The sequence below is a fragment of the Proteus sp. HMSC14B05 genome (assembly GCF_001808035.1).
In the GTDB taxonomy this organism is placed as follows: domain Bacteria; phylum Pseudomonadota; class Gammaproteobacteria; order Enterobacterales; family Enterobacteriaceae; genus Proteus; species Proteus mirabilis.
Genome location: NZ_KV792002.1, coordinates 110,628 through 134,647 on the forward strand (window position 1 = coordinate 110,628; position 24,020 = coordinate 134,647).

At 39.1% G+C, this 24,020-nt stretch carries 15 protein-coding genes; 7 read left to right on the plus strand and 8 right to left on the minus strand.

Annotation, left to right across the window (positions count from 1 at the left end):
* Positions 1–31: 31 nt before the first annotated feature.
* The 6 genes from parC (at position 32) to folA (ending at position 11,726) form a co-directional block, all read left to right on the plus strand.
* Positions 32–2,989, plus strand: coding sequence for a DNA topoisomerase IV subunit A (parC, locus tag HMPREF3129_RS16595; protein WP_036918986.1), 2,958 nt, complete (start codon positions 32–34; stop codon positions 2,987–2,989).
* Between the two features lie 64 nt (positions 2,990–3,053).
* Positions 3,054–3,803, plus strand: a complete 750-nt coding sequence (locus HMPREF3129_RS16600) for a 1-acylglycerol-3-phosphate O-acyltransferase (RefSeq protein ID WP_004249478.1) — start codon at positions 3,054–3,056, stop codon at positions 3,801–3,803.
* A 354-nt stretch (positions 3,804–4,157) separates the two neighbouring features.
* Positions 4,158–5,579, plus strand: coding sequence for a cell division protein FtsP (gene ftsP / locus HMPREF3129_RS16605; protein ID WP_036918984.1), 1,422 nt, complete (start codon positions 4,158–4,160; stop codon positions 5,577–5,579).
* Positions 5,580–6,037: 458 nt separating this feature from the next.
* A complete protein-coding gene (pta, locus tag HMPREF3129_RS16610) occupies positions 6,038–9,292 on the plus strand; it encodes an autotransporter Pta (RefSeq protein WP_036918981.1) in 3,255 nt (1,084 codons plus the stop codon).
* A 105-nt stretch (positions 9,293–9,397) separates the two neighbouring features.
* Positions 9,398–10,579, plus strand: coding sequence for a hypothetical protein (locus HMPREF3129_RS16615; protein WP_036918979.1), 1,182 nt, complete (start codon positions 9,398–9,400; stop codon positions 10,577–10,579).
* A 661-nt stretch (positions 10,580–11,240) separates the two neighbouring features.
* Positions 11,241–11,726: a type 3 dihydrofolate reductase gene (gene folA, locus HMPREF3129_RS16620; RefSeq protein WP_004245545.1), complete on the plus strand. Its 486-nt coding sequence runs from the start codon at positions 11,241–11,243 to the stop codon at positions 11,724–11,726.
* A 376-nt stretch (positions 11,727–12,102) separates the two neighbouring features.
* On the opposite strand, the gene apaH is transcribed toward folA, so the two are convergent.
* From apaH to lptD, 6 genes are read right to left on the minus strand one after another with little or no spacing between them, the layout of a single operon-like run.
* Complete coding sequence (apaH, locus tag HMPREF3129_RS16625) at positions 12,103–12,924, minus strand: bis(5'-nucleosyl)-tetraphosphatase (symmetrical) ApaH (protein WP_004245544.1); 822 nt, start codon at positions 12,922–12,924, stop codon at positions 12,103–12,105.
* Between the two features lie 2 nt (positions 12,925–12,926).
* Positions 12,927–13,304: a Co2+/Mg2+ efflux protein ApaG gene (apaG, locus tag HMPREF3129_RS16630; protein WP_004245543.1), complete on the minus strand. Its 378-nt coding sequence runs from the start codon at positions 13,302–13,304 to the stop codon at positions 12,927–12,929.
* A 29-nt stretch (positions 13,305–13,333) separates the two neighbouring features.
* Positions 13,334–14,152 (minus strand): 16S rRNA (adenine(1518)-N(6)/adenine(1519)-N(6))-dimethyltransferase RsmA, encoded by an 819-nt coding sequence (gene rsmA, locus HMPREF3129_RS16635; protein ID WP_004245541.1) that lies wholly within the window; start codon positions 14,150–14,152, stop codon positions 13,334–13,336.
* Complete coding sequence (gene pdxA / locus HMPREF3129_RS16640) at positions 14,145–15,146, minus strand: 4-hydroxythreonine-4-phosphate dehydrogenase PdxA (protein WP_004245539.1); 1,002 nt, start codon at positions 15,144–15,146, stop codon at positions 14,145–14,147. Before pdxA ends, rsmA begins: the two co-directional genes overlap by 8 nt.
* A complete protein-coding gene (gene surA, locus HMPREF3129_RS16645) occupies positions 15,136–16,473 on the minus strand; it encodes a peptidylprolyl isomerase SurA (protein ID WP_004245538.1) in 1,338 nt (445 codons plus the stop codon). The genes pdxA and surA overlap by 11 nt, the downstream gene beginning before the upstream one ends.
* Positions 16,474–16,520: 47 nt before the next feature.
* On the minus strand, positions 16,521–18,887 hold the full coding sequence (gene lptD, locus HMPREF3129_RS16650) for an LPS assembly protein LptD (protein ID WP_070487154.1): 2,367 nt from the start codon (positions 18,885–18,887) through the stop codon (positions 16,521–16,523).
* Positions 18,888–19,312: 425 nt separating this feature from the next.
* On the opposite strand from lptD, the gene djlA reads away from it, so the two are divergent.
* Entirely contained in the window at positions 19,313–20,113 is an 801-nt protein-coding gene (djlA, locus tag HMPREF3129_RS16655) for a co-chaperone DjlA (protein WP_004245533.1), read from the plus strand.
* A 244-nt stretch (positions 20,114–20,357) separates the two neighbouring features.
* Here djlA and rluA read toward each other — a convergent pair whose 3' ends face one another.
* Both rluA and rapA read right to left on the minus strand, forming a co-directional pair.
* Complete coding sequence (rluA, locus tag HMPREF3129_RS16660; RefSeq protein WP_004245532.1) at positions 20,358–21,011, minus strand: bifunctional tRNA pseudouridine(32) synthase/23S rRNA pseudouridine(746) synthase RluA; 654 nt, start codon at positions 21,009–21,011, stop codon at positions 20,358–20,360.
* A 58-nt stretch (positions 21,012–21,069) separates the two neighbouring features.
* Positions 21,070–23,973: an RNA polymerase-associated protein RapA gene (gene rapA / locus HMPREF3129_RS16665; RefSeq protein ID WP_004249485.1), complete on the minus strand. Its 2,904-nt coding sequence runs from the start codon at positions 23,971–23,973 to the stop codon at positions 21,070–21,072.
* Positions 23,974–24,020 lie beyond the last annotated feature (47 nt).

Genomic DNA, 24,020 nt, shown 5'->3' on the forward strand with positions numbered 1-24,020 from the left:
GAACTCACCAAGCGTCTGAGGAAAATATTGAATGAGTGAACTGACTCATGATGGTGTAGAGCGCCAACCGCTCCACTTATTTACGGAAAATGCCTATCTCAATTACTCAATGTACGTGATTATGGATCGTGCATTGCCTTTTATTGGCGATGGGTTAAAGCCAGTACAGCGTCGTATCGTCTATGCGATGTCTGAATTAGGTTTAAACAGCAGTGCTAAATTTAAAAAATCAGCACGAACAGTGGGGGATGTATTAGGTAAATATCATCCCCACGGTGATAGCGCCTGTTATGAAGCCATGGTATTGATGGCGCAACCCTTCTCTTATCGTTATCCATTAATTGATGGGCAAGGTAACTGGGGGGCTCCGGATGATCCAAAATCTTTTGCAGCTATGCGTTATACCGAGTCTCGCTTATCTAAATATTCACAGATCCTGCTAAGCGAATTGGGACATGGTACTGTTGATTGGATCCCCAATTTTGATGGCACCCTGCAAGAGCCAAAAATGTTGCCTGCTCGTTTACCTAATATTTTATTAAATGGGACAACGGGGATTGCTGTCGGTATGGCAACGGATATTCCGCCACATAATGCGCGGGAAATCGGCCAAGCATTAACCATGCTATTAGATAATCCTGATGCTGGGTTATCTGATGTTATGCAATATGTACAAGGACCTGATTATCCAACAGAAGCGGAAGTGATCACCGCTCCTGAGGATATCAAAAAGATTTATAAAACAGGACGTGGTTCTATTAGAATGCGTGCTGTTTGGCAAAAAGAAGAGGGTTGTGCGGTGATAACAGCTCTCCCTCATCAAGTCTCTGGTGCTAAGGTACTTGAACAAATTGCTGCATTAATGCGAGCGAAAAAATTGCCTTTAGTTGATGATTTACGTGATGAGTCAGATCATGAAAATCCTACTCGATTGGTGATTGTTCCTCGTAGTAATCGCGTCGATTTAGAACAAGTCATGTATTACTTATTTGTAAATACAGACTTAGAGAAAAGTTATCGCGTTAACCTCAATATGATTGGGTTAGATAACCGTCCTGCTGTGAAAGGGCTATTAACCATTTTAAATGAGTGGTTAGTTTATCGCCGTCAAACCGTAACCAATCGTTTAAACCATCGCTTAGAAAAAGTATTACGCCGTTTAGAAATTCTAAAAGGTTTATTAATCGCTTATCTCAATATTGATGAAGTGATTGAGATCATCCGTTATGAAGATGAGCCAAAAGCGGAATTAATGCGTCGTTTTGCATTATCAGATATTCAAGCAGAAGCGATTTTAGAGTTACGTTTACGTCACTTAGCTAAGCTTGAAGAGATAAAACTGCAAGCTGAAAGTGATGAACTGGAAAAAGAGCGCGACAGTATTGTAAAACTGTTAAATTCTCCTCGCCGTCTCAATACGTTATTGAAAAAAGAGATAGAGGCGGACGCTAAAGAGTTTGGTGATGAACGACGTTCTCCTATTCGACCTCAAGAAGAGGCGAAAGTGGTTAATGAACAAGATATGTTGCCATCAGAGCCTGTGACTATTGTGCTTTCTGAAATGGGATGGGTGCGTAGTGCGAAAGGGCACGAAATTGATCCTAGTACCATGAGTTATCGTGCCGGAGACAGTTATCATAGTGCGGTACGGGGTATGAGCAACCAGCCAGTATTGTTCCTTGATTCAACGGGTAGAAGCTATAGTTTAAGTCCCAATGACATGCCATCAGGCCGTAGCCAAGGTGAGCCTTTAACCGGTAAATTGACCTTCCCACCTGACGCCAGCGTAAAATATATGTTAGCGGGAGCCGCTAAACAGGAGTATTTACTGGCAACGAAAGAGGGTTATGGCTCCGTACTCAGTTATGAAGAGATGGAGACAAAAAATAAAACCGGTAAAGGGTTGTTAACGGTTTCAGATGAAACAGAATTGCTAGCGCCTTTCTTAGTCGATGCAGAAAAGAAAAACAATCAACATTGGTTAGTTATTATCACCGATAAAACACGTATTCTGGCGATATCTGCAGAACATCTAAATGAGATGAATAAGAAAGGTCGAGGCACTCGCTTAGTTGCATTAGGCAAAGAGCAAAGTGATGTTATCGAACAAATCGTGTTAATAGCAAAAAATGAAGCCCTCACATTTACTGTTGATGGTCAACAACAAACATTAAAAGCAGAAGAGATTAGCTATTTTAGTGGTGATGTTGGCGATGAGCCTATCCCATTAAAACATCTTCACCCTGAAGCGGTTACCGTGATCATGTCCGAAAAAGGGCTTATCCGTTGCCAAAAAGGCCATAACATTGATGCGAAATCAGTGGGCTTTAAAACAGGGGATGATTATTTTGATGCAGTTGAAGGGATGAGCAATCAAGCGGTACATCTGATTGATACCACGGGTCAAAGTTATACTGTTGATGTTGACGCATTACCATCAGGCCGTAGTAAAGGTGATGATTTAACAGGACGATTAAAAGTCCAAAAAGGGGCTCAATTACGTCATGTAGTGATGGGGGAAAGTAGCGATAAGATCTTAATGGCATCCGACGCTGGTTATGGGTTTATCTGTAGTATTGATGACTTAACCTCTAAAAATAGAGCTGGTAAATCATTATTAACATTACCTGAAAATGCATTACCATTACCACCTCAACGCTTAAATGATGAATTGAGTGATTTGATCATGATCATTACTCAGGGTGGGCGAATGCTGATTTTTGAAGCCTCTGAGTTGCCAACTATGGTAAAAGGAAAAGGTAACCAAATGGTTTCTATTCCTGCTTCACAGGCTGCAAGTGGTGAAGATAAAGTCGCTTGGTTGCGGGTATTACCAGAAAATGCCAGTGTTACATTGCATTTTGGTAAACGTAAACTCACGATGTCGATGAATGAATTACAGACATTTAAAGCCAAACGTGGTCGTCGTGGAACCTCGCTCCCTCGTGGTGCACAAAGTATCGATCATATAGATATCGAAACTCATTAATTTTAACTTTCAATGTAGATTAGTGGGTCATATGACCCACTTATTATTAGGACGCTAAAAGCTTATGCTAGCCATTATTCGAGGCATTATTGTCATTCTGTACACCATTATTGTGGTGACTTTTGGGATGATCTATTGCATGTTTTCTCCCAGAAATCCGAAACACGTAATGACTTATGGACGTTTATTCGGCAAATTATCACATATCTTTGGGATCAAATTAGTTGAGCGTTTTCCTAAAGAAGCTAAAAGTTATGGACCCAGTATCTATATTGGTAACCATCAAAATAACTTTGATATGGTGACAATGTCGAATGCGGTACAACCTAATACCGTGACGGTGGGCAAAAAAAGCTTGGTGTTTATTCCTTTCTTTGGACAGCTTTATTGGATCACTGGCAATATTTTGATTGATAGAGGTAATCGCTCTAAAGCCCATAGCACCATCACTCAGGTTGCAGAGCAAATCAAAGCGAAAAAAATCTCTGTATGGATGTTTCCTGAAGGAACTCGTAGCCGAGGACGTGGTTTATTACCTTTTAAAACAGGGGCTTTTCACGCGGCGATGCAAGCGGGGGTGCCTATTGTGCCTGTTTGTGTCTCTACCACACAAGGTAAGATAAAATTAAATCGCTGGAATAATGGCTACGTTATTGTTGAAATGTTGCCTCCCATTGATGTATCAAAATATAACAAAGATCAGGTGAGAGAATTAGCTGAAGATTGTCGTCAGATCATGAAGGCTAAAATTGAAGAGCTTGATAAAGAAGTGGAAGAAATGAATAAACGCGATTTTGCAGGTAAGTTAAATTAACAGTCTGTAATTTATTTAATTGTTTATCATACCTAATGCCAAATCGATTTGATTTGGCATTTTTATAACATCATGATTTTAATGGTTTAATTATATACTTTATAATGGCTAACAATAAACGTTATAGGTTGATTGATAGTTTGAATATATCCCGATTTTCGGACGGATATTGTCTTTAATAAATTAAAATGCACTAAGTTATCAACTATTTTTAGGATTTATGTCATATCCGCGTTATTATGCTGTCATAATTTGATTTAAGTCTTTTGTCTTTAAATATCACAGCAGCTTTTTTCCTATCAGTTGATCCTCACTCGTGGGATAGGAATATGGGTATTTTGTTGCGGAGAAAGTATGTCATTTAGTCGTCGCCAGTTTTTACAGGCTTCAGGCTTAGCGGTATGTCTGGGCTCATTATCTTCATCTGTTCGTGCAGGATCAGTTAGTGATAGAAAACTACCTATTCCCCCATTACTTGAATCACGTAATGGTCAGCCTCTTTTTGTAACGTTACAAAAAGTGCATTGGGCCTTTGATGGCACACAAAAAACAGAAGTCTGGGGCATTAATGGCTCAATGCCGGGTCCGACAATCAAAGTAAAAAGCGGTGATGATGTCAAACTGATTTATAGCAATCGCCTTAATGAACCCGTTTCTATGACCGTAAGTGGCTTATTAGTTCCGGGAACACAAATAGGTGGAGCTGCAAGGATGATGTCTCCGGGAGCCTATTGGTCACCGGTGTTGCCTATTCGTCAAAAAGCGGCCACCTGCTGGTATCATGCGAATACGCCTTTTAAAATGGCGCCTCATGTCTATAACGGATTGGTAGGCATGTGGATTGTTGAAGACGAAGAGAGCAAATCGTTACCATTGCCTAAACATTATGGGGTAAATGACTTTCCTATTATTCTTCAAGATAAACGCCTTGATAACTTTGGAACGCCACAGTACGACAAAGAAGCCGCGACAGAGGGATTTTATGGTGACACATTATTAGTGAATGGCTGTGAAGATCCCTATATTGAAGTATCAAGAGGTTGGATTCGTTTACGCTTAGTTAATGCCTCGAATGCTCGACGTTATGAGTTATCGGCGAATGATGGTCGCTCACTCTATCTGATAGCCTCTGATCAAGGTTTGTTAACGTCACCGGTAGAATTGAAATCTATTCCTATGGCACCGGGTGAGCGACGTGAAATTCTTATTGATCTATCAGAAGGCGAAGAAGTGACTATCACTGCTGGGCAAAGTGCCGGATTTATGGATAGATTACGTGGTATTTTTGAACCTTCTAACTTATTACGCAATACCAATGTGCTAACCATCAAGCCTACTGGACTGATGTCACTGGTTACCGATAAAGCTCCACAACAGTTGGTGGTGGATGACACACAAATTACCACCTCAATTCAACCGAGAACGATCCAATTACAAAACAGTCCTCCAGGTATTAATAATGCGCGTTGGGAGTTATCAAGGATCGATCTTGTCGGTAAACAAAATGGCTGGGAACGTTGGTTAGTGACAGTGGAAACACCACAACCTTTTCATATTGAAGGTGCACGTTTTAAAGTGATTAATCATGATGGACAAAAACCAGCGCCTGCTGATTTTGGTTGGAAAGATACAGTGTGGATCGAAAAACAGAGTGAATTATTAGTTGAGCTAAAACAGCCTTCTTATTCTCATTTCCCTTTTGTTTATTATAGCCAAATACTCGAAAATGCGGATAAAGGGATTGCGGGGCAAATGGAAATCACGCCATCAGAATAAAAATTAAGTAATATCACGTCAAAAATTAAAATAAAAACAGTATTTTTAAAATAAAGATACTGTTTTTTTTATTACTATAAAATTAAGAAAAATAAATTTTTCATACTAGAATTAAATAGCTAAATCAGATTATAAAATAAATTGTTAATTAATTTAGCTATTTTGTTTTTTTATTGGTTTGCTTTTTATCAGCTTTATTTAGCTATTGAAAGCTGTCGGTATTACCGTAGAAAACGTTAAATCTATTTATTTATATAATATTAGATTATGTTCTAAAATTGTTTAATTAAACTATTAAGTTGTGATTTGTTAGGCAATCTATCTATTTTTGTGGTTTAGCTTCGTATATTTGAGAGATCCCTCAAGTAATTATTGTTATAAAAAAGAGAGGATCGCTACGTCTTTTGTTTTTATTCCTTAATTAATGTTATCCCTTTCAACATAACAGAAGGTACAGAATGAACAAAGAAATAGCTTTAAGTCACCATCCCATTAATCAGAAAAAAAATACCACAAACTCTCTATTTCAACTCTCCCTTATTACTTCGGCACTTCTTTTTTCTGGCTATGCTGTTGCATATTCAGAAGTTGGACAATTAGGTAATAAACAAAGTTGGGAAAGCCCTGAATATCAAAAAGACTGGGGGCTTGCAGCCATGAATGCCTCTAGTGCTTATGCTCTGGGTTTTCATGGTCAAGGTGCTAAAGTCGGGGTGATGGACTCTGGTGCACTGCTCTCACATCAAGAGCTGAGTGGATCACGCTTTCATGCAGTAAAAGCCAAAGGTGAATATGGCTCTACGGGAATGCGCTATCCACAAGAAATGGGCGGACATTATGAAAAAGGCCAAGTCTTTGATGTTGATGGTAATTGGATCAAAGGGGTGAATGATACCCATGGCACACATGTCACTGGTACTGTGGGGGCTAACCGTGATGGTAATGGTATGCATGGTGTGGCGTGGGGGGCTGATATTTATTTAGGGAATACTGGGGCAACAGACAGCAATAACTATGGCCCTTATCAAGACTATACCTATTTCTATACTGGCTGGAAAGCGATGGTCGACGCGGGTGCGCAAGTGATTAATAATAGCTGGGGGACTAACCCGCGCATTATTAATACAGATAAAACAGAGGGGCCTGATGGTGGTAATACCACGATACATATGCCAGTTAACACCACGGCACAGACAGAATACGAATATTTCTACTTTAAAAAAGTCTATGGTGATAAACCTTCCTTTGTTGATGCTGCTTATGATGCAGTTAAAGGAACGAATGTTGTTCAGGTCTTTACAACGGGTAATCGCGACTTTGCTCAACCTTATTATCGTCCTCTTTATCCTTATTTTAATCCCGAAGCCGAACAGCATTGGATTGCGGTGGCGGGATTGAAGCAAAATGCGGATAACACCGGTTATGTATTAGAAAAAGTCTTCAATGAAGCGGGTAATGCAAAATGGTGGACAGTGGTTGCACCGGGTCGAAATATCTATTCTACAGTGGTTGATAAAGAGGGGAATCCAGGTTGGGATACCTTTAGTGGTACTTCAATGGCAGCTCCTCATGTGACGGGGGCGATGGGAGTATTAATGTCTCGTTATCCTTCCATGAACGCCATTCAAGTTCGTGATGTCATGTTCACTACCGCTAACCATCGTGATCCTGATGGCTCTTTATATGAGAGCTGGACGGCCGCAGAAGGTACTCCTGATGTACGTTATGGGTGGGGAACACCAGATTTAGATAAAGGGATGTATGGTCCGGGTCAATTGCTAGGTAAATTTGAATATAACCTAAATGCGACACCGCTTGATGTGTGGACTAATGATATTTCCCAAACAGCTTTAGATCTACGTAAGCAAGAAGATCTCGCATGGTTGAAAGAATATACCGAAAAAGGTATTGCGGCAGGAGGTGATTATCATCTCGGTACTGATTTTGTGATTAATGATGGCAATCCTGATCCTACATCGCATATTGTTAGCCAAGAAGATGCTGAAAAATGGCGTCATGAATATTACCAAAAACGCGCTGATGCTATTCAAGCTAAAATTGATGCTGGCTTATATGATGGTGCTTTGGTGAAGCGAGGCGAAGGTACGTTAGTCATGACGGGAAATAATTGTTACCGTGGTGGTACAACTGTCGAACAAGGTACTTTATATGGCTTTAGCGGATCTTTTGGGACGCAAGCCGTCAATGTTAATGGTGGGAAATTAGGTATTATTGAGCGTTATAACGATACTTTTACTCAAAAAGGCCAATTAACCTCAAACCAAAACCATAAAGTAAACATTAATATTAATGATAAAGGTCGTTATTTAGTGACCGCAGGACACAATGTTAATATTGGTAACTTAGTGCTTAATCAAGGAGCCGATATTGATGTGGGGGCGGATAATGTTGGGCAACTAAAAGATATTTATCTTAATAATAGTGTTGTTGTCGGTGAGGTGAATACAGATAGTTTAGTTGATAATCGCACTAAAACGAAAATGTTAGCCAGTAACCGTGTGGTTGCAGAGTCAGCCACAACCACGACTGTCACCAATAATGATTATGCTTTATTTGATAAACATATCACGATAACAGATAAAACCATCAGTGGTAGTTTAACTAAGAAAGAAAATACGACTTTAGCCACCTTTGCTGATAATGAAAATGGTCGTGCTATTGCTAATGCATTAGATAATACAGGAGATGGTGAGCTATTTAATGCTGTATTACCGATGAATGAAAATGATCTGAAAACCACTTATCAATCATTGGGTAGTGATATGTATTTAAATGCCAATAATGCCAGTATTGTTAATGTATTGGGTTTAACTCGTACAGTGAAAGATCAGGCTATTGGTATCGGTGATGGTCGTCATGCACAACTAGGTAATAGTAATGCGCGTATTTGGATCAGCGGCATGGGTCAGTGGGGTAAGACGGATTATGGCCACAGTGATATGGATGTTGATTTCTATGTTGGGTTATTAGGTGCTGAAATTGATGTTACTGAAAATACTAAAGCGGGTCTATTTTTCGGTGCAGGCTCCACCAAATATAAAGGTAATCAATATGGAAAGATAGATAGTAATGATATTCATATTGGTGCTTATGGGATCTCTAATCTTTATGATGTTGCCTCATTAAATTATGGATTTACACATACAAACCAAGATAGAGATGCCAAAAGAACACTCTGGATAGGACAAACTGCAGGTTATAACTCAACCAGTTACGATGCGAAAATTAGTCAATTCTTTTTAGAAGGTGCTTATACTCAATTGAATACTAGCCAGTACTCAATTGAACCTTATGCTGGATTTAGTTGGTTAAGAGTATCCACTGATAATATCAATGAAAATGTGGGTAATATGAAGTTTACCACTAAAACAGATGCACAAGATATTCAAGTTGCTACGGTTGGTTTACGTGGTGGATATCCATTTATGGCAGGCAATATTAATATGGCATTAAAAGGTGATATATCAGCAAGCCATCTGTTTGGTGATAATCGCCCTGAATCACGTCTATGGTTATCCAATTCAGGTGAGGCATCACTACGAGGTGGTAAACTAGATAATTTATTTGGTGTTGGTCTAGGTGTTGATGCGCAGTTAAGTAAATCAACCACTTTCGGTATCTCTTATCAAGGTCAATATAATAGTGATATCAATTCGAGTGGTATTAATGCAATATTGAAAATTAATTTCTAAATCTTATTTGTTTTTTGATATTTATAGCCCTTAGTAATAAGGGCTTTTTTTTGTATGAAGATGTAAGTAAATAAAGGATAGTTTTACTATGAATAAGGAGTTTTTATGCATATAAGAAATAATTCTGATAACGTTACTTCAATAAAAAAATACTATGAAAATATAAAAGAGAAATACCAAATAAAAAATAAAATCAACAATGTGTTAAATACACTTTCAAGTCTTTATATTGAAAGGGAAAAGATTACTTTACTATCTAAAATATCATTTTTTATAAAGAGTGTTTTTAATATTAATGTTGGGGTGGTTTTTCTATTAGACAAAAGTCAACATGCTAAAATTAATACATTATCCATTTTGATGAGAAATGGAGGGGAAGTATATTTTAAAAACTGTAAGCTAATTAACTCAGATTTTGTTAGCTTTAAGAATAAACATTTAGAGACATTTTTTTTAAATTTAAGTTTTGCAATAAAAAATGATTGTCATGATGATGTTAAAAGATTAATACAATGTTATCTTTATGAACAATCAAAAACAAAAGGAGACTTTATTACTATAATGAACATTGCTTTCAATGTAATTAATCATTATCCAAAAGAAATGTTTGAACAATTAAAGAAATATCACCCAAAGTGCGATGATATGGTATATTATAGTGATTTTAACTATAAACAACATATTGATATGGCATTAAGTTATGTTTGTAAAGAGATTAATAGAAAAGATAATAATGAATTAATTAATTCAATAATGAATTTAGTTACTATAATGTATAATATTTATTCGGTGGAGATGGATAAAGCGTTTATTGTCAATATAACTAAATGTTTTATTGATAAAGCAATGGAATTTAATACGGTAAACTATATTAACGATGCTTTTAAAAAATCAATATTAAATTTTCTAACTAATAAATTAAGAAATAATGAAGACGTTCAAAAGTTTGTAGATGATATGCTTACATTAGGAGTGTTAGAAAAAAAAGATATTATTAAAGCTAAAAAAATGACAATGGAAGACGAGAGTTTTATCACTAAACATAATAGAAGAATGCAAAATATTTTTACTAAGAATGAAAATAGTGATGAAATGAAATATACCATTGCTAATATTATTAGAAATAATTATGAGGATATTTTAGAACAAATAGAAAATGAGTGTGATGATCTTAAAGATAAATATAAAGATATTTTACTGGATATTATTGATTACTTAAGGGACGATAAGGATTGGAATTTTGATTCATTAATAATCCGTTACACCTATTTTAATTCTTTTTATTAAAGAGATCTTTGTTTCTTTAACACTACTTTAATTTTTAAACCAACCAGCACGACACTTAGCACTTTATTGAGCCATTTTTTATTGACAAACTTTAACTAACAAAGGCAAGTAAACGACTATTAATCCTAAGTAATAAAAGCGTATCACAATTTTTCACCTGTACTCGAACTGACTCATATTGATGTTACATAGCGATAAAAAAGAGGGGAGCTTAAGAGAGTGTTGATGAAAGAGAAAATGGTGTAAGAGTCTTTTTAACGTAGATTTGCAACTAATACTCTCTATTTTTATCAATCGTATGATTGCCTTAACGAAAAGTGATACTTTAATGTTAAAAGTGCTATAAGCCAGTCAATGAGAAGTGGCAGTGCCTCTTTTCGCATGTTATTGATAAGGTGCTACATTTTTTACGATGAGAAAAAAGTAAGGTTCTCGCGCCTGTAATGAGCGTAAAGTAATTGTAAAAACACCTAAAGAATTTTCAAATATAATAGCAACTGCCATATAGCACTATTATAATGTTTAAAGCTTTCATGATTAAGTTAACACTTCCTGTATAAAGCAATTATTTATTATCGGTGAAGCATAAATTGTATCGACTCAAGTTTTCGCTTTCCGTATAGTATAAATAGTTTTCCCATTTTTACCCGTAGGTATGTAAATGAATATTAGTTTAATCGCAGCATTAGCGGCGGATCGTATTATTGGTATGGAAAAGGCGATGCCTTGGACATTACCGGGTGATCTCGCATGGTTTAAAAAAAATACATTAAATAAACCCGTTATTATGGGCCGGGTGACTTATGAGTCTATCGGGCGTCCTTTACCTAATCGACTCAATATTGTATTAAGCAGTCAGCCTGGAAATGATGACAATGTTGTTTGGGTGAAATCCGTTGAAGAAGCACTACAAGCTGCTGAAAATAATGATGAAATCATGGTGATTGGTGGCGGTAAGGTTTATGAGCAATTCCTACCAATGGCGAATAAATTATACCTTACTCATATTGATGCTGAAGTGATTGGTGATACAACCTTCCCCGATTATGAGCCTGATGAGTGGGATTCTACTTTTATGGAATACCATGAGGCAGATGAAAATAATTCGCATAACTACTGTTTTGAAATATTAAAAAGAAGAAAATAACAAAATTTAAATAAAAAAGGAGATTAAATATCTCCTTTTTATTTTTATTAATTTATTAATATATTCATATTTAAATATGAATAGTTACTATAACTAAAATATAATTAGCTATAAAGAGTACCCTATAATTAAATATTCATTATTTATCTTTTAATAAATATCTTTATAAAGAATAATCTATAATAAATAGCGCAATATAGCGGTGAATTCTGCTTGTTGTTATAAAAAAGCTACTTAATTTGTTTTGAGAAAAAATAACCTATTGATTTAAATCAAGTTATCTTTGTGATGGCTCTCAGAAGAGAGTAGATAGCCCAGATAGCCCAGATAGCATAGTAAAATAAATCAACACCTATGCTATCTTGACGCTACAAAATTATGGTAAATGTGTGAGACTAGGTTGGATAAAATAACGTTTGTCTTCCCAACGTAGACAGGTTAGAACACCGCCCCAGCAACAGCCAGTATCTAGCGCATAGATGTTTTCAGGGGTGCCTTTTCCCTCTAAAGAGGCCCAGTGGCCAAAGATAATACTGTAATCATTTGGTAGTTGATTAGGTAAATCAAACCAAGGTTTTAATGGCGCAGGCGCATTTTCAGGCTTATCTTTACAAATCATATCCAACTGCCCGTTAGGAAAACAATAGCGCATACGAGTAAAAGCATTGGTGCTAAAGCGTAATCGCGGTAAGCCAGTTAATTCGGGTGACCAATTATTGGGCATATCACCATACATGGAATTAATGAAAAGGGGGTAACTATCGCTACTTAATATGGCTTCTACTTCTCGGGCACATTTTTTAGCTGTTGCTAAATCCCACTGAGGGGTAATACCTGCGTGTGCCATAACGATTTTCTTTTCTTCATCAACTTGTAATAGCGGTTGACGTCGTAACCAATTAATTAATTCATCAGCATCTGGTGCATTGAGTAATTCATTAAGCTTATCTTTGGGTTTATTACGACTAATCTTTGCAAATACCCCCAGTAGATGCAGATCGTGATTCCCTAATACGAGTTTTAACGCTGAGCCTAAGCTTTTGACAAAACGCAATACTTCAAGTGAATCAGGTCCTCGAGCAACCAGATCCCCCGTTAACCAAAGTGTATCTTGATTGGCGTCGAAATTAACTTGATTGAGAAGTTGGCGTAATTCACGATAACAGCCGTGAACATCGCCAATTAAATAAGTAGCCATAATTAATTTATCAATGTAGGGATAGCAAGGCGGAAAACAGGGATGTCAATTTGAAACAGACGTCCTTGTGCGTCAATCATTTCATAATGACCTTCCATGGTGCCCATCGGCGTTTCAAGAACTGCGCCACTGGTATAACGATACCGTGAGCCAGCTTCAATCAGAGGTTGTTCACCAACAACCCCTTCACCTTGAACTTCAGTGGTATTTCCTTGTGCATTGGTGATCAACCAATAGCGACGTAGGAGGCGAATAGCATGTTTATTCAAGTTATGTATGGTGATGGTATAAGCAAAAACATAGCGCTGTTCTTCTGGCGAAGATTGGCTCTCAATGTAAACGCTTTGTACCTGTATCGCCACTTTGGATGAAGTAAACATAATACCTCCTAGGTCTAGTGTGCGCTATTTCACTCAGCGTGTTGCTGTTGTGATGATAACCAGTTTGCCACTTTACAGTATTGCTCAACAGAAATATTTTCTGCGCGTGCAGTGGGATCAATATCTAATGCCAGCATATCTTCTGCTGTAAGTAGTCCACCTAAGCTATTACGTAACGTTTTACGGCGCTGATTAAAGGCTTGTGATGTGATACGGCTTAACATAGCAATATCTGTCACCGGATAGGGTTTTTCCTTATAAGGGATCAGACGCACAACGGCAGAATCTACTTTCGGGGCTGGCTTAAATGAGCTTGGTGGCACTTCAATAATAGGAATGACTTGGCAGTGGTATTGTGCCATGACACTTAAGCGGCCATAAGTTTTACTACCATGGCTTGCCACTAGGCGATTAACCACCTCTTTTTGCAACATAAAAGTCATGTCAGAAATGGCATCAGCAAAACTAAATAGATGGAACATTAATGGCGTTGAAATATTATAAGGTAGGTTACCAAAAACCCGCAGAGGTTGCTGACGCTCTTTTGCTAATTGGGCAAAATCAATCGTCATCGCATCTTGCTGAATAATGGTTAGCTTATCTTTTAATGTAGGGTGAACTTCTAAGCGTGCAGCTAAATCACGGTCAATTTCGACGACCGTCATTTTATCCATTCTTTCCCCCACCGGCTCAGTAAGCGCGCCTAAACCAGGACCGATTTCAATAACGGCTTCACCGGGTTGTGGATAAATAGATTCAACAATACTTTCAATAATATAGCTGTCTGTTAAAAAGTTCTGCCCGAAGCGTTTGCGGGCAAAGTGCCCCTGATGGACTCTATTATTCATTACAATTTTGTATCATATTAATGGCTAAATTTAATGCGGTGCGAAAACTGCCAGCATCTGCGCTTTTAGTACCTGCAAGTTCAAGGGCTGTCCCATGATCAACAGATGTACGAATAAAAGGTAGACCGAGCGTGATATTCACAGCACGACCGAAACCTTCATATTTTAGCACAGGTAATCCTTGATCGTGATACATCGCAAGCACAGCATCTGCATGTGTTAAATATTTAGGCTGGAATAAGGTATCCGCAGGGTAAGGCCCATGAAGTTGAATACCTTGTTGGCGTAATTGCTCTAATGCGGGTTCAATAATATCGATCTCCTCACGCCCCATATGACCGCCTTCTCCAGCATGAGGATTTAGGCCGCATACGTAAATATGTGGTGATGAGATGCCAAATTTGGTTTTTAGATCATGGTTTAAAATGGTGATGATCTCATTAAGCAACTCACCCGTAATCGCATCAGCAACTTCTCTTAAGGGCAAGTGTGTGGTGGCGAGAGCGACTCTTAAAGTGTCCGTTGCCAGCATCATCACCACTCGTTGACAATGGCTACGATCGGCAAAGAACTCTGTATGCCCTGTAAATGGCACACCGGCATCATTAATAACCCCTTTATGTACCGGCCCTGTGACTAAAGCAGAAAACTCTCCGTTTAAACATCCATCACAAGCGCGAGCAAGCGTTTGTACCACATAGTGGCCATTGGCAGTATTAAGTGTACCTGCGACAACCGAAGGGTCGGTTAATTCAACGGCAAGTACACAAATTTGGCCAGGGATATGTGCTGTAGGTGGATTATCTGGGGAATATTCAACTAAAGTGAGTGGGAGATTGAGTTGCTGTGCTCTTGCTCGTAATAATTGAGGATCAGCGCATACCACCCAAGGAAGTGCCCACTGTGACTGTGCTAATGAAATAATCAGGTCAGGACCAACCCCGGCGGGTTCGCCGGGGGTGATAACGAGGGGTTTTTTTAGCTTAGTTTGCATTATTCTCGTTCATTATTTTCACATAAGCGCCTGCACGCAACTCTTGCATCCAGTTTTGCACTTCTTCATTAAACTTGCGGTTAAACAGTAAGCGGTAAGCTTGTTCTTTATTCGCTGCATCTGTTTTATCAACGCTACGCGTATCTTCAAGTTCAATTAAGTGCCAGCCAAAATTAGAGCGCACAGGTTGGCTTAATTCATTTTTGTTTAAACGCATCAACGCGTCACGGAAAGCTGGATCATAAATATCAGGCATTGACCATCCTAACTCACCGCCACGTAATGCTGAACCGGGATCTTCAGAATACTCTTTAGCCGCATCCGCAAAACTGATTTTACCGCTACGAATATCGGCGGAAATTTTCTGTAGTTTGGCATAAGCCTGCTCATCATTCATGATAGGCGAGCTTTTTAGTAAGATATGGCGTGCTTTTACTTCAGTCACAGAAACGGTTTTTGAAGCACCACGTATATCATTGACTTTAATAATGTGTAGACCAACACCTGATTGCAGTGGCCCGACAATTTCACCTTTTTGTGCATTAGCAAGCTGTTTAGCAAAGATTGTCGGTAACTCATCAATTGATGCCCATCCCATATTACCACCATTAAGTGCTTGTGGATCGGCAGAATAAGTGGCAGCTAATTTTCCGAAATCAGCACCGTTTTTTAGCTGGTTCTTAATACGGTTCACCACTTGCTGTGCTTTTTCAATTTCTGCAGGTGATGGATTTTCTGATAATGGAATTAAGATATGGCTAAGATTAAGATCAATACTTTGGCTTGCTTGGCTTTCAATTTGTTTAGCTAATGAGTCCACTTCTTGTGGCAAAATCGTAATACGACGACGAACTTCGTTATTACGCACTTCTGCTAACATCATCTCTTTACGAATATCTTGACGATAATCGTTATAAGCAATCCCATCGGCAGCAAGACGTTTTTTTAACTGCTCTAGTGTCAGGTTATTTTCTGCGGCAATCCCTTGAATGGTTGACTCAACGGCAGCTTCAGGAATATCAATTTGCATCTGTTGAGCCATTTGCAAGATGATGTTATCCATCACCAAGCGCTCTAAGATTTGTTGGCGCAAAACTTGCTCATCAGGCATTTCTTGCCCGGCATTTTTGGCATTCATTTGCACCGTTTGTAACATTCTATTGACGTCGCTTTCCAGAACGACACCGTTATTGACGATAGCCGATACGCGGTTGAGTTCTTGTGCTGCAAAAGTGGTTGTGCTGGTGGCTGCACCAACCGTGATCATTAAGCCGATAACCAGCGTTTTCCAATTTTTCATAAGTTTCCCATTATGTGTTTTCCGCATTTTGCGCGATGACATATTCATTCAGCCAATTTTGTCGTTTGGGTTAATCAAAACGCTCTTTGATAAGGTAAGATACCGCGCTCAAGCATTTTTTGACTACCTAAACTATGATTGTTACTTAGGCCTCTGAGTTCCAAATTGATTGACCATTTGTTGTCAATATCGCTGTGGTCTTCTTTCCAGCCAACAATTTTACGTTCATAACCAACGTTTACCGCCCAGCAACAGGTGTTATATTGTAAGCCAACCATTTGGCTTACTGGCTCTGAATCTTTGGTATCAAAGTAATAAGCGCCGACCAGTCCCCAACGTTCTGCTAAAGGCCAACTGCCGACAACACCAATTTGAGAAATGCCTTTTTGGTATTCTGGTAGTTGATTGACCCCGCCATCATAAGGGCGAACCCGTGTTGCTTGAATATAATCACGGTCTACATAACGATAGCTCAATTGTAAGAGATGGTCGCTATCACGGCGATACTCCATAATCGCATCACCCATAGAGACACTGCCTAAACGACGGTCATATTGTAAACCACCACGCATACCTAAAGTATCAGTAATACGCCAATATGCATCGCCTGCCCATACCATAGATCCGGTTTCATCTTTGCTATTGATAATTTCATTCGATGAACCTGTTTTCGGACGCTCAAAGAAATAGATTTGACCAACAGAAATATTAAAACGTTCAACCAATTCACTATCATAAAAACGTGAAGTAACACCCGCCGTTAATTGGTTTGCAGAAGCAATGCGATCTAGACCACCGTACATTCTGTCACGGAAAAGTCCGCTATAGTTGGATTGTAATAGCGCTGAGTCAAAGTTATTGATATTAGACTGATCTTTATACGGTACATACAGATATTGTACTCGTGGCTCTAACGTTTGCGTAATATCGTTAGTGTCATATTGGCGTTCAAATACCACTTTCATATCTGACTTAAATTGTGGTAGTACGCGGTTAACGCTATCATCAAGTTTTTGATGTGGATACTTCTTCTTATAAGCATCAGGAATATCTTGATCATAATGAGTCGCCATCAATTTAAACTCATTATTAAAGCTTGCCCAGCCAGTGGAGGCAGGTAAGGAAATGGTTGGCTCTATATGATAACGGTTCGCTTCAGGGGTGTTTTCTCCGACACTGGTAAAGCGGACAAATTGTGCATAAGTACGAAAATCAAATGGGCCAATATCATTTTTATAATAATTAAGATCAAGCTGCGGCTCAGCACGATAAGCCCTTGCATCTTTATTATCTGAGAAAATTTGGAACTGTTTAGTGGTTAATGTGGCATTCCAATTTTGCTGAGCATAACCGGTACTGAATTTTTGCGTCGCATAACCATCAGTGGTATTACCATATTGCGAAGTAAAGTCGGTGAAATATTTGTTATCACTGACTTTTGTGTAGTCAACATCAAAGCGCCACACATTGTTCATCACCCCACTGTGACCCCAATAGAATAACCAACGTGTAGCAGAATCACGCGCCAGATAACCCGCTTTTTCGTCTGCTTTATCTTTATTGTATTGACTGTCGTGGTTGATCCAATCAACCGCAATCGTACCGCGACCCGGTTTTGTTAAATAACGAAATTCATTATCGAGCTTTAAACCACGGCGACTAATATAATTCGTGGTAATAGTCGCATCATAATTAGGGGCAATATTCCAATAGTAAGGTAGTTGGAAGTCAAACCCAGAACTACGAGAATAGTTACCATTAGGAATTAAGAAACCAGAGCGACGTTTATCGCCGATCGGTAATTGCAGATAAGGACTATAGAAAACTGGGACGTTAGCAACACGAAAACGCGCATTCCAAATTTCTGCTACTTGCTCTTCACGATCTAAGATAACCTCAGAGCCGACAACACTCCAACTATCGTCGCCGGGTAGACAAGAGGTAAACATCCCTTTATCCATAATGGTATAGCGGTTTTCGCCACGCATTTGCATTTTATTCGCGTAGCCACGGCCTTGTCGGCCCACCATTTGGTATTTACCTTCTTCGATATCAGTATCTTTATTATTTAGATTAGACCAAGCACGTGGGCCTTTTAAGATGATTTGTGGATCATCATAAGAGACATTACCTGTCGCGGTGACCATTCTTAATGGTGTTTCACCTTCTGTTTGGGTCAACTCAACATTATCTGCGCTTAATGTTTGATTTCCCTGTTTAATGTCCACATTGCCTCTATATTGGATCATGCGTGGGTATTCCCCTTGCATATCCTTAGCCGTAATGGTGACAGGTAATGAGTTAGGATCGCCTTCGACTAATGGCTTATTATAAACAGGGACTCCCAGTAAACATTGAGAGGCAAGATCAGCATATGCAGGCTGAGCATAAATTGTGGCCCAAACTAAGGTGGCCAGCAGTGTGGGATAACTTTTTTTCATGAGTATTTATGTGCTTCCGTCATCAGTGGCTTCTACTGCTAAATAGCGAGAAACTAACGCAGGGAGTTATGCAACACTAGCCCAACGTCCTGAACATTGTTCTAACGGTAACCGAAAAAAGAGCAGTTCCCTTTTTTCGATGTTTCTATGTTGAAATCGGTTTATAGCTTTATTAGAAACAAAAAAACACCGCGCTTGTGCGGTATTTCGTGCTGCATAACAACGCTAAAGTTATTCGTTTGGTCACTTATTTTACTTTAACACAATTTAAACGAAAACAGCATTATCTCTGTGCAAGCAGCTAGCGAAAACCTCATCATTTTAAGAAAAAGTTTATTTGAGCTTGCTTGATGTTAGGTGTGAAAGCAAATGAATAGTATGATAATGCAAAATTGTGAGCAGGGCATTGAAGATTTGAGGAGTCTATGCGCTATTGGGGAAAATTATTAGGCCTTATCATCGGTAGTTTTGCCGGGATCGGCTTTTGGGGCATTGTGATTGGGGTTTTTCTAGGACACCTTTATGACGTACAAAGAAGTAAATTAAGCTATGGTGGGCGCTATAATCGTGATAGACAAGCCTATTTCTTTGCTGCCACATTCCAAGTCTTAGGGCATTTAACCAAATCCAAAGGACGAGTGACACAAACCGATATCACATTAGCCAGTACGTTAATGGATAGAATGAATTTACATGGGGCAGCACGTCAAGCAGCACAACAGGCGTTTCGAGAAGGTAAAGAGGTTGATTTCCCACTTAGAGCCACCTTACAACGTGTTCGCCAAATTTGTGCTGGTCGCCGTGATTTACTGCAGATGTTTCTGGAAATTCAATTACAAGCGGCATTTGCTGATGGGCAGTTACATCCTAACGAACGTAAAATGCTGTTTATTATTATTGATGAGCTCGGATTTTCTCGCGCCCGTTTTGAACATATATTAGCCATGATGCAGGCGGGGCAAAGTTTTCATTATCAACAAGGGCAAAATTATCAGCCACAAACTCAAGGCCCAACGCTTTCTGATGCCTATAAAGTGTTAGGTATTAAAGAGGGTGATGATGTTAAAACAATAAAAAGAGCTTATCGAAAATTAATGGGAGAACATCATCCTGATAAATTGGTTGCAAAAGGTTTACCACCGGAGATGATGGAAATTGCAAAACAAAAAGCACAAGCTATCCAAGTTGCTTACGATTTGATTAAAAAAGAAAAAGGATTTCGTTAACATCTTGTAAATAAAGATGAGAAAAGAGAGAATTAATCCGTGATGAAGATAACTCAGTCTTAGTTGAGATTATTATTTGTCACGGTAAAATATAAGTGAAATTTAATTATTTCACTCTCATTCTCTTATAAAAGGAACTATATCAATGTCAAACGTCCGTGTTCTTGTTGGGGTAATAGGATTAGCGCTCTGTCTGCTCCTTGCTTCACTAAGTTCGGTGACCGTTTTAGTGTCGTAAGACAGGTTAAAAATCTGCCAGGCATTCAAAATGTATCGGTGAATGAAAGGCCGGATGCGTAATAAATAATTCCTGAGCATGTAACTGCAGGCGAGGTGCGAGTGCTCTTGCCTGCGGATGAGCATAAAAACGATCCCCTAAAATAGGATGACCTAATGCTAGCATATGAACCCGTAGCTGATGGGAGCGTCCGGTTATTGGTGATAGTTTTACCCGCGTTGCATTTTCTTCATATTCCAACACTTCATAAAAAGTTTGTGCAGACTTTCCTGTTTCATAACATACTTTTTGCTTAGGTCGATTAGGCCAATCGCAGATCAACGGCAGATCAACTAATCCTTGTGGTTTTTCAAGCTTTCCCCAGACACGGGCAATATAGGTTTTTTTCGGCTCTCGTTCACGAAATTGGCGTTTTAATTCACGCTCGGCGGCTTTATTAAGCGCAACAACCATCACACCACTCGTGGCCATATCAAGGCGATGAACAGATTCCGCATCAGGAAAATCGGCTTTTATACGCGACATAATGCTGTCGTGATGTTCTAGCGCTTTGCCGGGTACAGATAGCAATCCACTGGGTTTATTAACAACAATAATATGCTCATCTTGATATAAAACGTGTAACCAAGGATCAGTGGGGGGGTTATAAACTTCCATCATAGTGGATATCTCAGCAAAATAACGGGGGAGATAAAGCTTTCCCCCGTTTTAACAGTGATTATTGGTGGGTAACAACAATTAAACGGATCGCATCTAAGCGCCATGTCGCTTCATCTAAGTGGTTAAGAATATGCGTACGCTCATTTTCAATTGCTTCAACTTCGTCATCACGTATATTTGGGTTAACGGCACGTAATGCCTCTAAGCGTGATAACTCATGTGTTAATGCGTTGTCAGCTTCTTGCTTCGCTTGTTCAATTAGCGTTTTCGCTTCCGCTTCCATTAAGGATTCAGATGCTTTTAGTACATGATGAACTTCATTTTGTACCGCATTGACCAATTTGCTGGATGTGTGGCGATTTACCGCATTTAATTGGCGGTTAAAACTTTCAAATTCAACTTGTGATGCAAGATTATTACCTTTTAAATCAAGTAATAAGCGTACTGGAGTTGCCGGTAAGAAGCGAGTTAAATGAAGATGTTTAGGGGCTTGCGCTTCTACGACATAAATCAGTTCAACTAATAGCGTACCTACAGGTAATGCTTTGTTTTTCAATAAAGAAACCGCACAACTACCTGTATCACCAGATAAGACTAAATCTAAACCATTACGGATAATAGGATGTTCCCAACTGATAAATTGCGTATCTTCACGAGAGAGTGCGTGCTCTCTATCAAAGGTAATTGTACAACCATCTTGCGGTAATCCTGGGAAGTCAGGAACTAACATATGATCTGATGGCGTTAATACAATTAAGCTATCACTACGATCTTCTTGGTTAATGCCCACAATATCAAATAAGTTTAAGGCGAAGTTAACCAGATCGGGATCGTTATCTTGCTCTGCAATCTTATTCGCTAACTCAACGCCAACTTCACCGCCGTTAGAGTGCATTTCTAATAGACGGTCACGACCTTGTTCTAGTTTGAGTTTCATCTCATCATGTTGCTTACGACAAGAAACGATAAACTTATCAAAATCACCTAGTTCATTAGGTTGAGCAAGATAATTGACTAGCGCATCATATTCGTTGTCATAAATTGTACGACCCGTCGGGCAGGTATGTTCAAATGCATCTAACCCTTCGTGATACCAACGTAATAGAACAGATTGAGCGGTTCCTTCAAGATAAGGCACACTGATATCAATGTCGCGGTTTTGACCGATACGATCAAGACGACCAATACGTTGTTCTAATAAATCAGGATTAAAGGGGAGATCAAACATCACTAGTTGATTAGCAAATTGGAAGTTACGCCCTTCTGAACCGATTTCAGAACATAGTAACACTTGTGCGCCTTCCTCTTCTGAGGCGAAATAAGCGGCTGCACGATCTCGTTCAAGTAAAGACATCCCTTCATGGAATACTGCAGCACGAATACCTTCACGTTCACGTAAAACTTGTTCTAATTGCAATGCTGTGGCGGCTTGAGCACAAATGACTAATACTTTTTCATGACGATTGGCGGTTAAAAAGCCTAGTAGCCATTCAACGCGTGGATCAAAGTTCCACCATGTGGCATTTTCACCTTCAAACTCTTGGTAGATACGTTCAGGATAGAGCATCTCTTTTGCTCGTACTTCGAGGCTCTTTTTCGCTGCCATAATCTCAGCCACCTTAATGGCGGTTTGATACTGAGTTGGTAGTGGCATTTTTATTGCGTGCAACAGTCGGTTAGGGAAGCCTTTGACGCCGGAGCGAGTATTGCGAAATAACAGACGACCCGTACCGTGTCTATCCATCAACATATGAATAAGTGCTTGGCGAGATTTTGTACGCTCTTCACCTTGGGTATTAGAGGCTTTTAGCAACGGCTCTATATCTTGCTCGCTGATCATCTCACTGATGCTATTTTGCTGTTCGTTATTTAAATCATCTTCTGAAAGCAAAATGGTTACCGCATCGGCTACGGGGCGATATTTTTGTTGTTCATTAATAAATTCGTTGTAATCGTGGAAACGATTAGGATCGAGCAAACGTAAGCGGGCAAAATGGCTTTCTTGACCAAGTTGCTCCGGTGTTGCGGTTAATAACAATACAGAAGGGATCGCTTCAGCTAGCGTTTCGATAACTTGGTATTCTCGACTTGGTGCCTTTTCACTCCATACCAGATGGTGGGCTTCATCGACAACTAACATATCCCAAGTCGCTTCAACAAGGTGTTCAAAGCGTTGTTTGTTTTTACGCACAAAGTCTAATGAGCAAATGATCATCTGCTCTGTTTCGAAAGGATTATCGCTATCTAATAAAGATTCGCTATAACGGCTATCATCAAACAGTGAAAAACGTAGGTTGAAACGACGTAACATCTCAACTAACCACTGATGTTGTAAGCTTTCAGGAACGATAATTAAAACACGCTCAGCGCGTCCATCCATGATTTGCTGGTGGATTATCATACCCGCTTCGATAGTTTTACCCAGCCCAACTTCATCCGCTAATAAAACGCGTGGATTATGACGTTTACCCACTTCATTAGCAATATAGAGCTGATGAGGAATAAGACTTGCGCGAATACCACGTAGACCACTTTGTGCTTGCTTAAACTGTTCGCTCATAAATTTACGCGCACGATAGCGTAAAGCAAAACGATCCATACGGTCTATTTGACCAGCAAAAAGACGATCTTGTGGCTTATTAAAAGTGAGTTTGTTATCTAAGAATACTTCACGCAGTTGTGCTGGCTCTTCGGTATCTAAACGTACGCCGTGATAAATAAGTAAGCCATTATCTTCCACAACGTTGTCGATGGCGAGCTTCCAGCCTTCATGACTGGTGACAGTATCCCCCACATTAAACATCACCCGCGTTATTGGGGCATCATGGCGGGAATAAAGACGATTTTCGCCACATGCAGGAAAAAGTAAGGTCACCATACGGGCATCAATTGCCACAACAGTACCTAGTCCAAGTTCGCTTTCTGTATCGCTAATCCAACGTTGACCAAGAGTAAAAGGCATATATATAAACTCAGCTCTCAAATATATAATTTATAAAATCATTATTA

Coding starts and splice junctions, on each gene's coding strand:
- parC (WP_036918986.1), top strand. CDS start 32: ATGAGTGAACTGACTCATGATGGTGTAGAGCGCCAACCGCTCCACTTA.
- HMPREF3129_RS16600 (WP_004249478.1), top strand. CDS start 3,054: ATGCTAGCCATTATTCGAGGCATTATTGTCATTCTGTACACCATTATT.
- ftsP (WP_036918984.1), top strand. CDS start 4,158: ATGTCATTTAGTCGTCGCCAGTTTTTACAGGCTTCAGGCTTAGCGGTA.
- pta (WP_036918981.1), top strand. CDS start 6,038: ATGAACAAAGAAATAGCTTTAAGTCACCATCCCATTAATCAGAAAAAA.
- HMPREF3129_RS16615 (WP_036918979.1), top strand. CDS start 9,398: ATGCATATAAGAAATAATTCTGATAACGTTACTTCAATAAAAAAATAC.
- folA (WP_004245545.1), top strand. CDS start 11,241: ATGAATATTAGTTTAATCGCAGCATTAGCGGCGGATCGTATTATTGGT.
- apaH (WP_004245544.1), bottom strand. CDS start 12,924: ATGGCTACTTATTTAATTGGCGATGTTCACGGCTGTTATCGTGAATTA.
- apaG (WP_004245543.1), bottom strand. CDS start 13,304: ATGTTTACTTCATCCAAAGTGGCGATACAGGTACAAAGCGTTTACATT.
- rsmA (WP_004245541.1), bottom strand. CDS start 14,152: ATGAATAATAGAGTCCATCAGGGGCACTTTGCCCGCAAACGCTTCGGG.
- pdxA (WP_004245539.1), bottom strand. CDS start 15,146: ATGCAAACTAAGCTAAAAAAACCCCTCGTTATCACCCCCGGCGAACCC.
- surA (WP_004245538.1), bottom strand. CDS start 16,473: ATGCGGAAAACACATAATGGGAAACTTATGAAAAATTGGAAAACGCTG.
- lptD (WP_070487154.1), bottom strand. CDS start 18,887: ATGAAAAAAAGTTATCCCACACTGCTGGCCACCTTAGTTTGGGCCACA.
- djlA (WP_004245533.1), top strand. CDS start 19,313: ATGCGCTATTGGGGAAAATTATTAGGCCTTATCATCGGTAGTTTTGCC.
- rluA (WP_004245532.1), bottom strand. CDS start 21,011: ATGATGGAAGTTTATAACCCCCCCACTGATCCTTGGTTACACGTTTTA.
- rapA (WP_004249485.1), bottom strand. CDS start 23,973: ATGCCTTTTACTCTTGGTCAACGTTGGATTAGCGATACAGAAAGCGAA.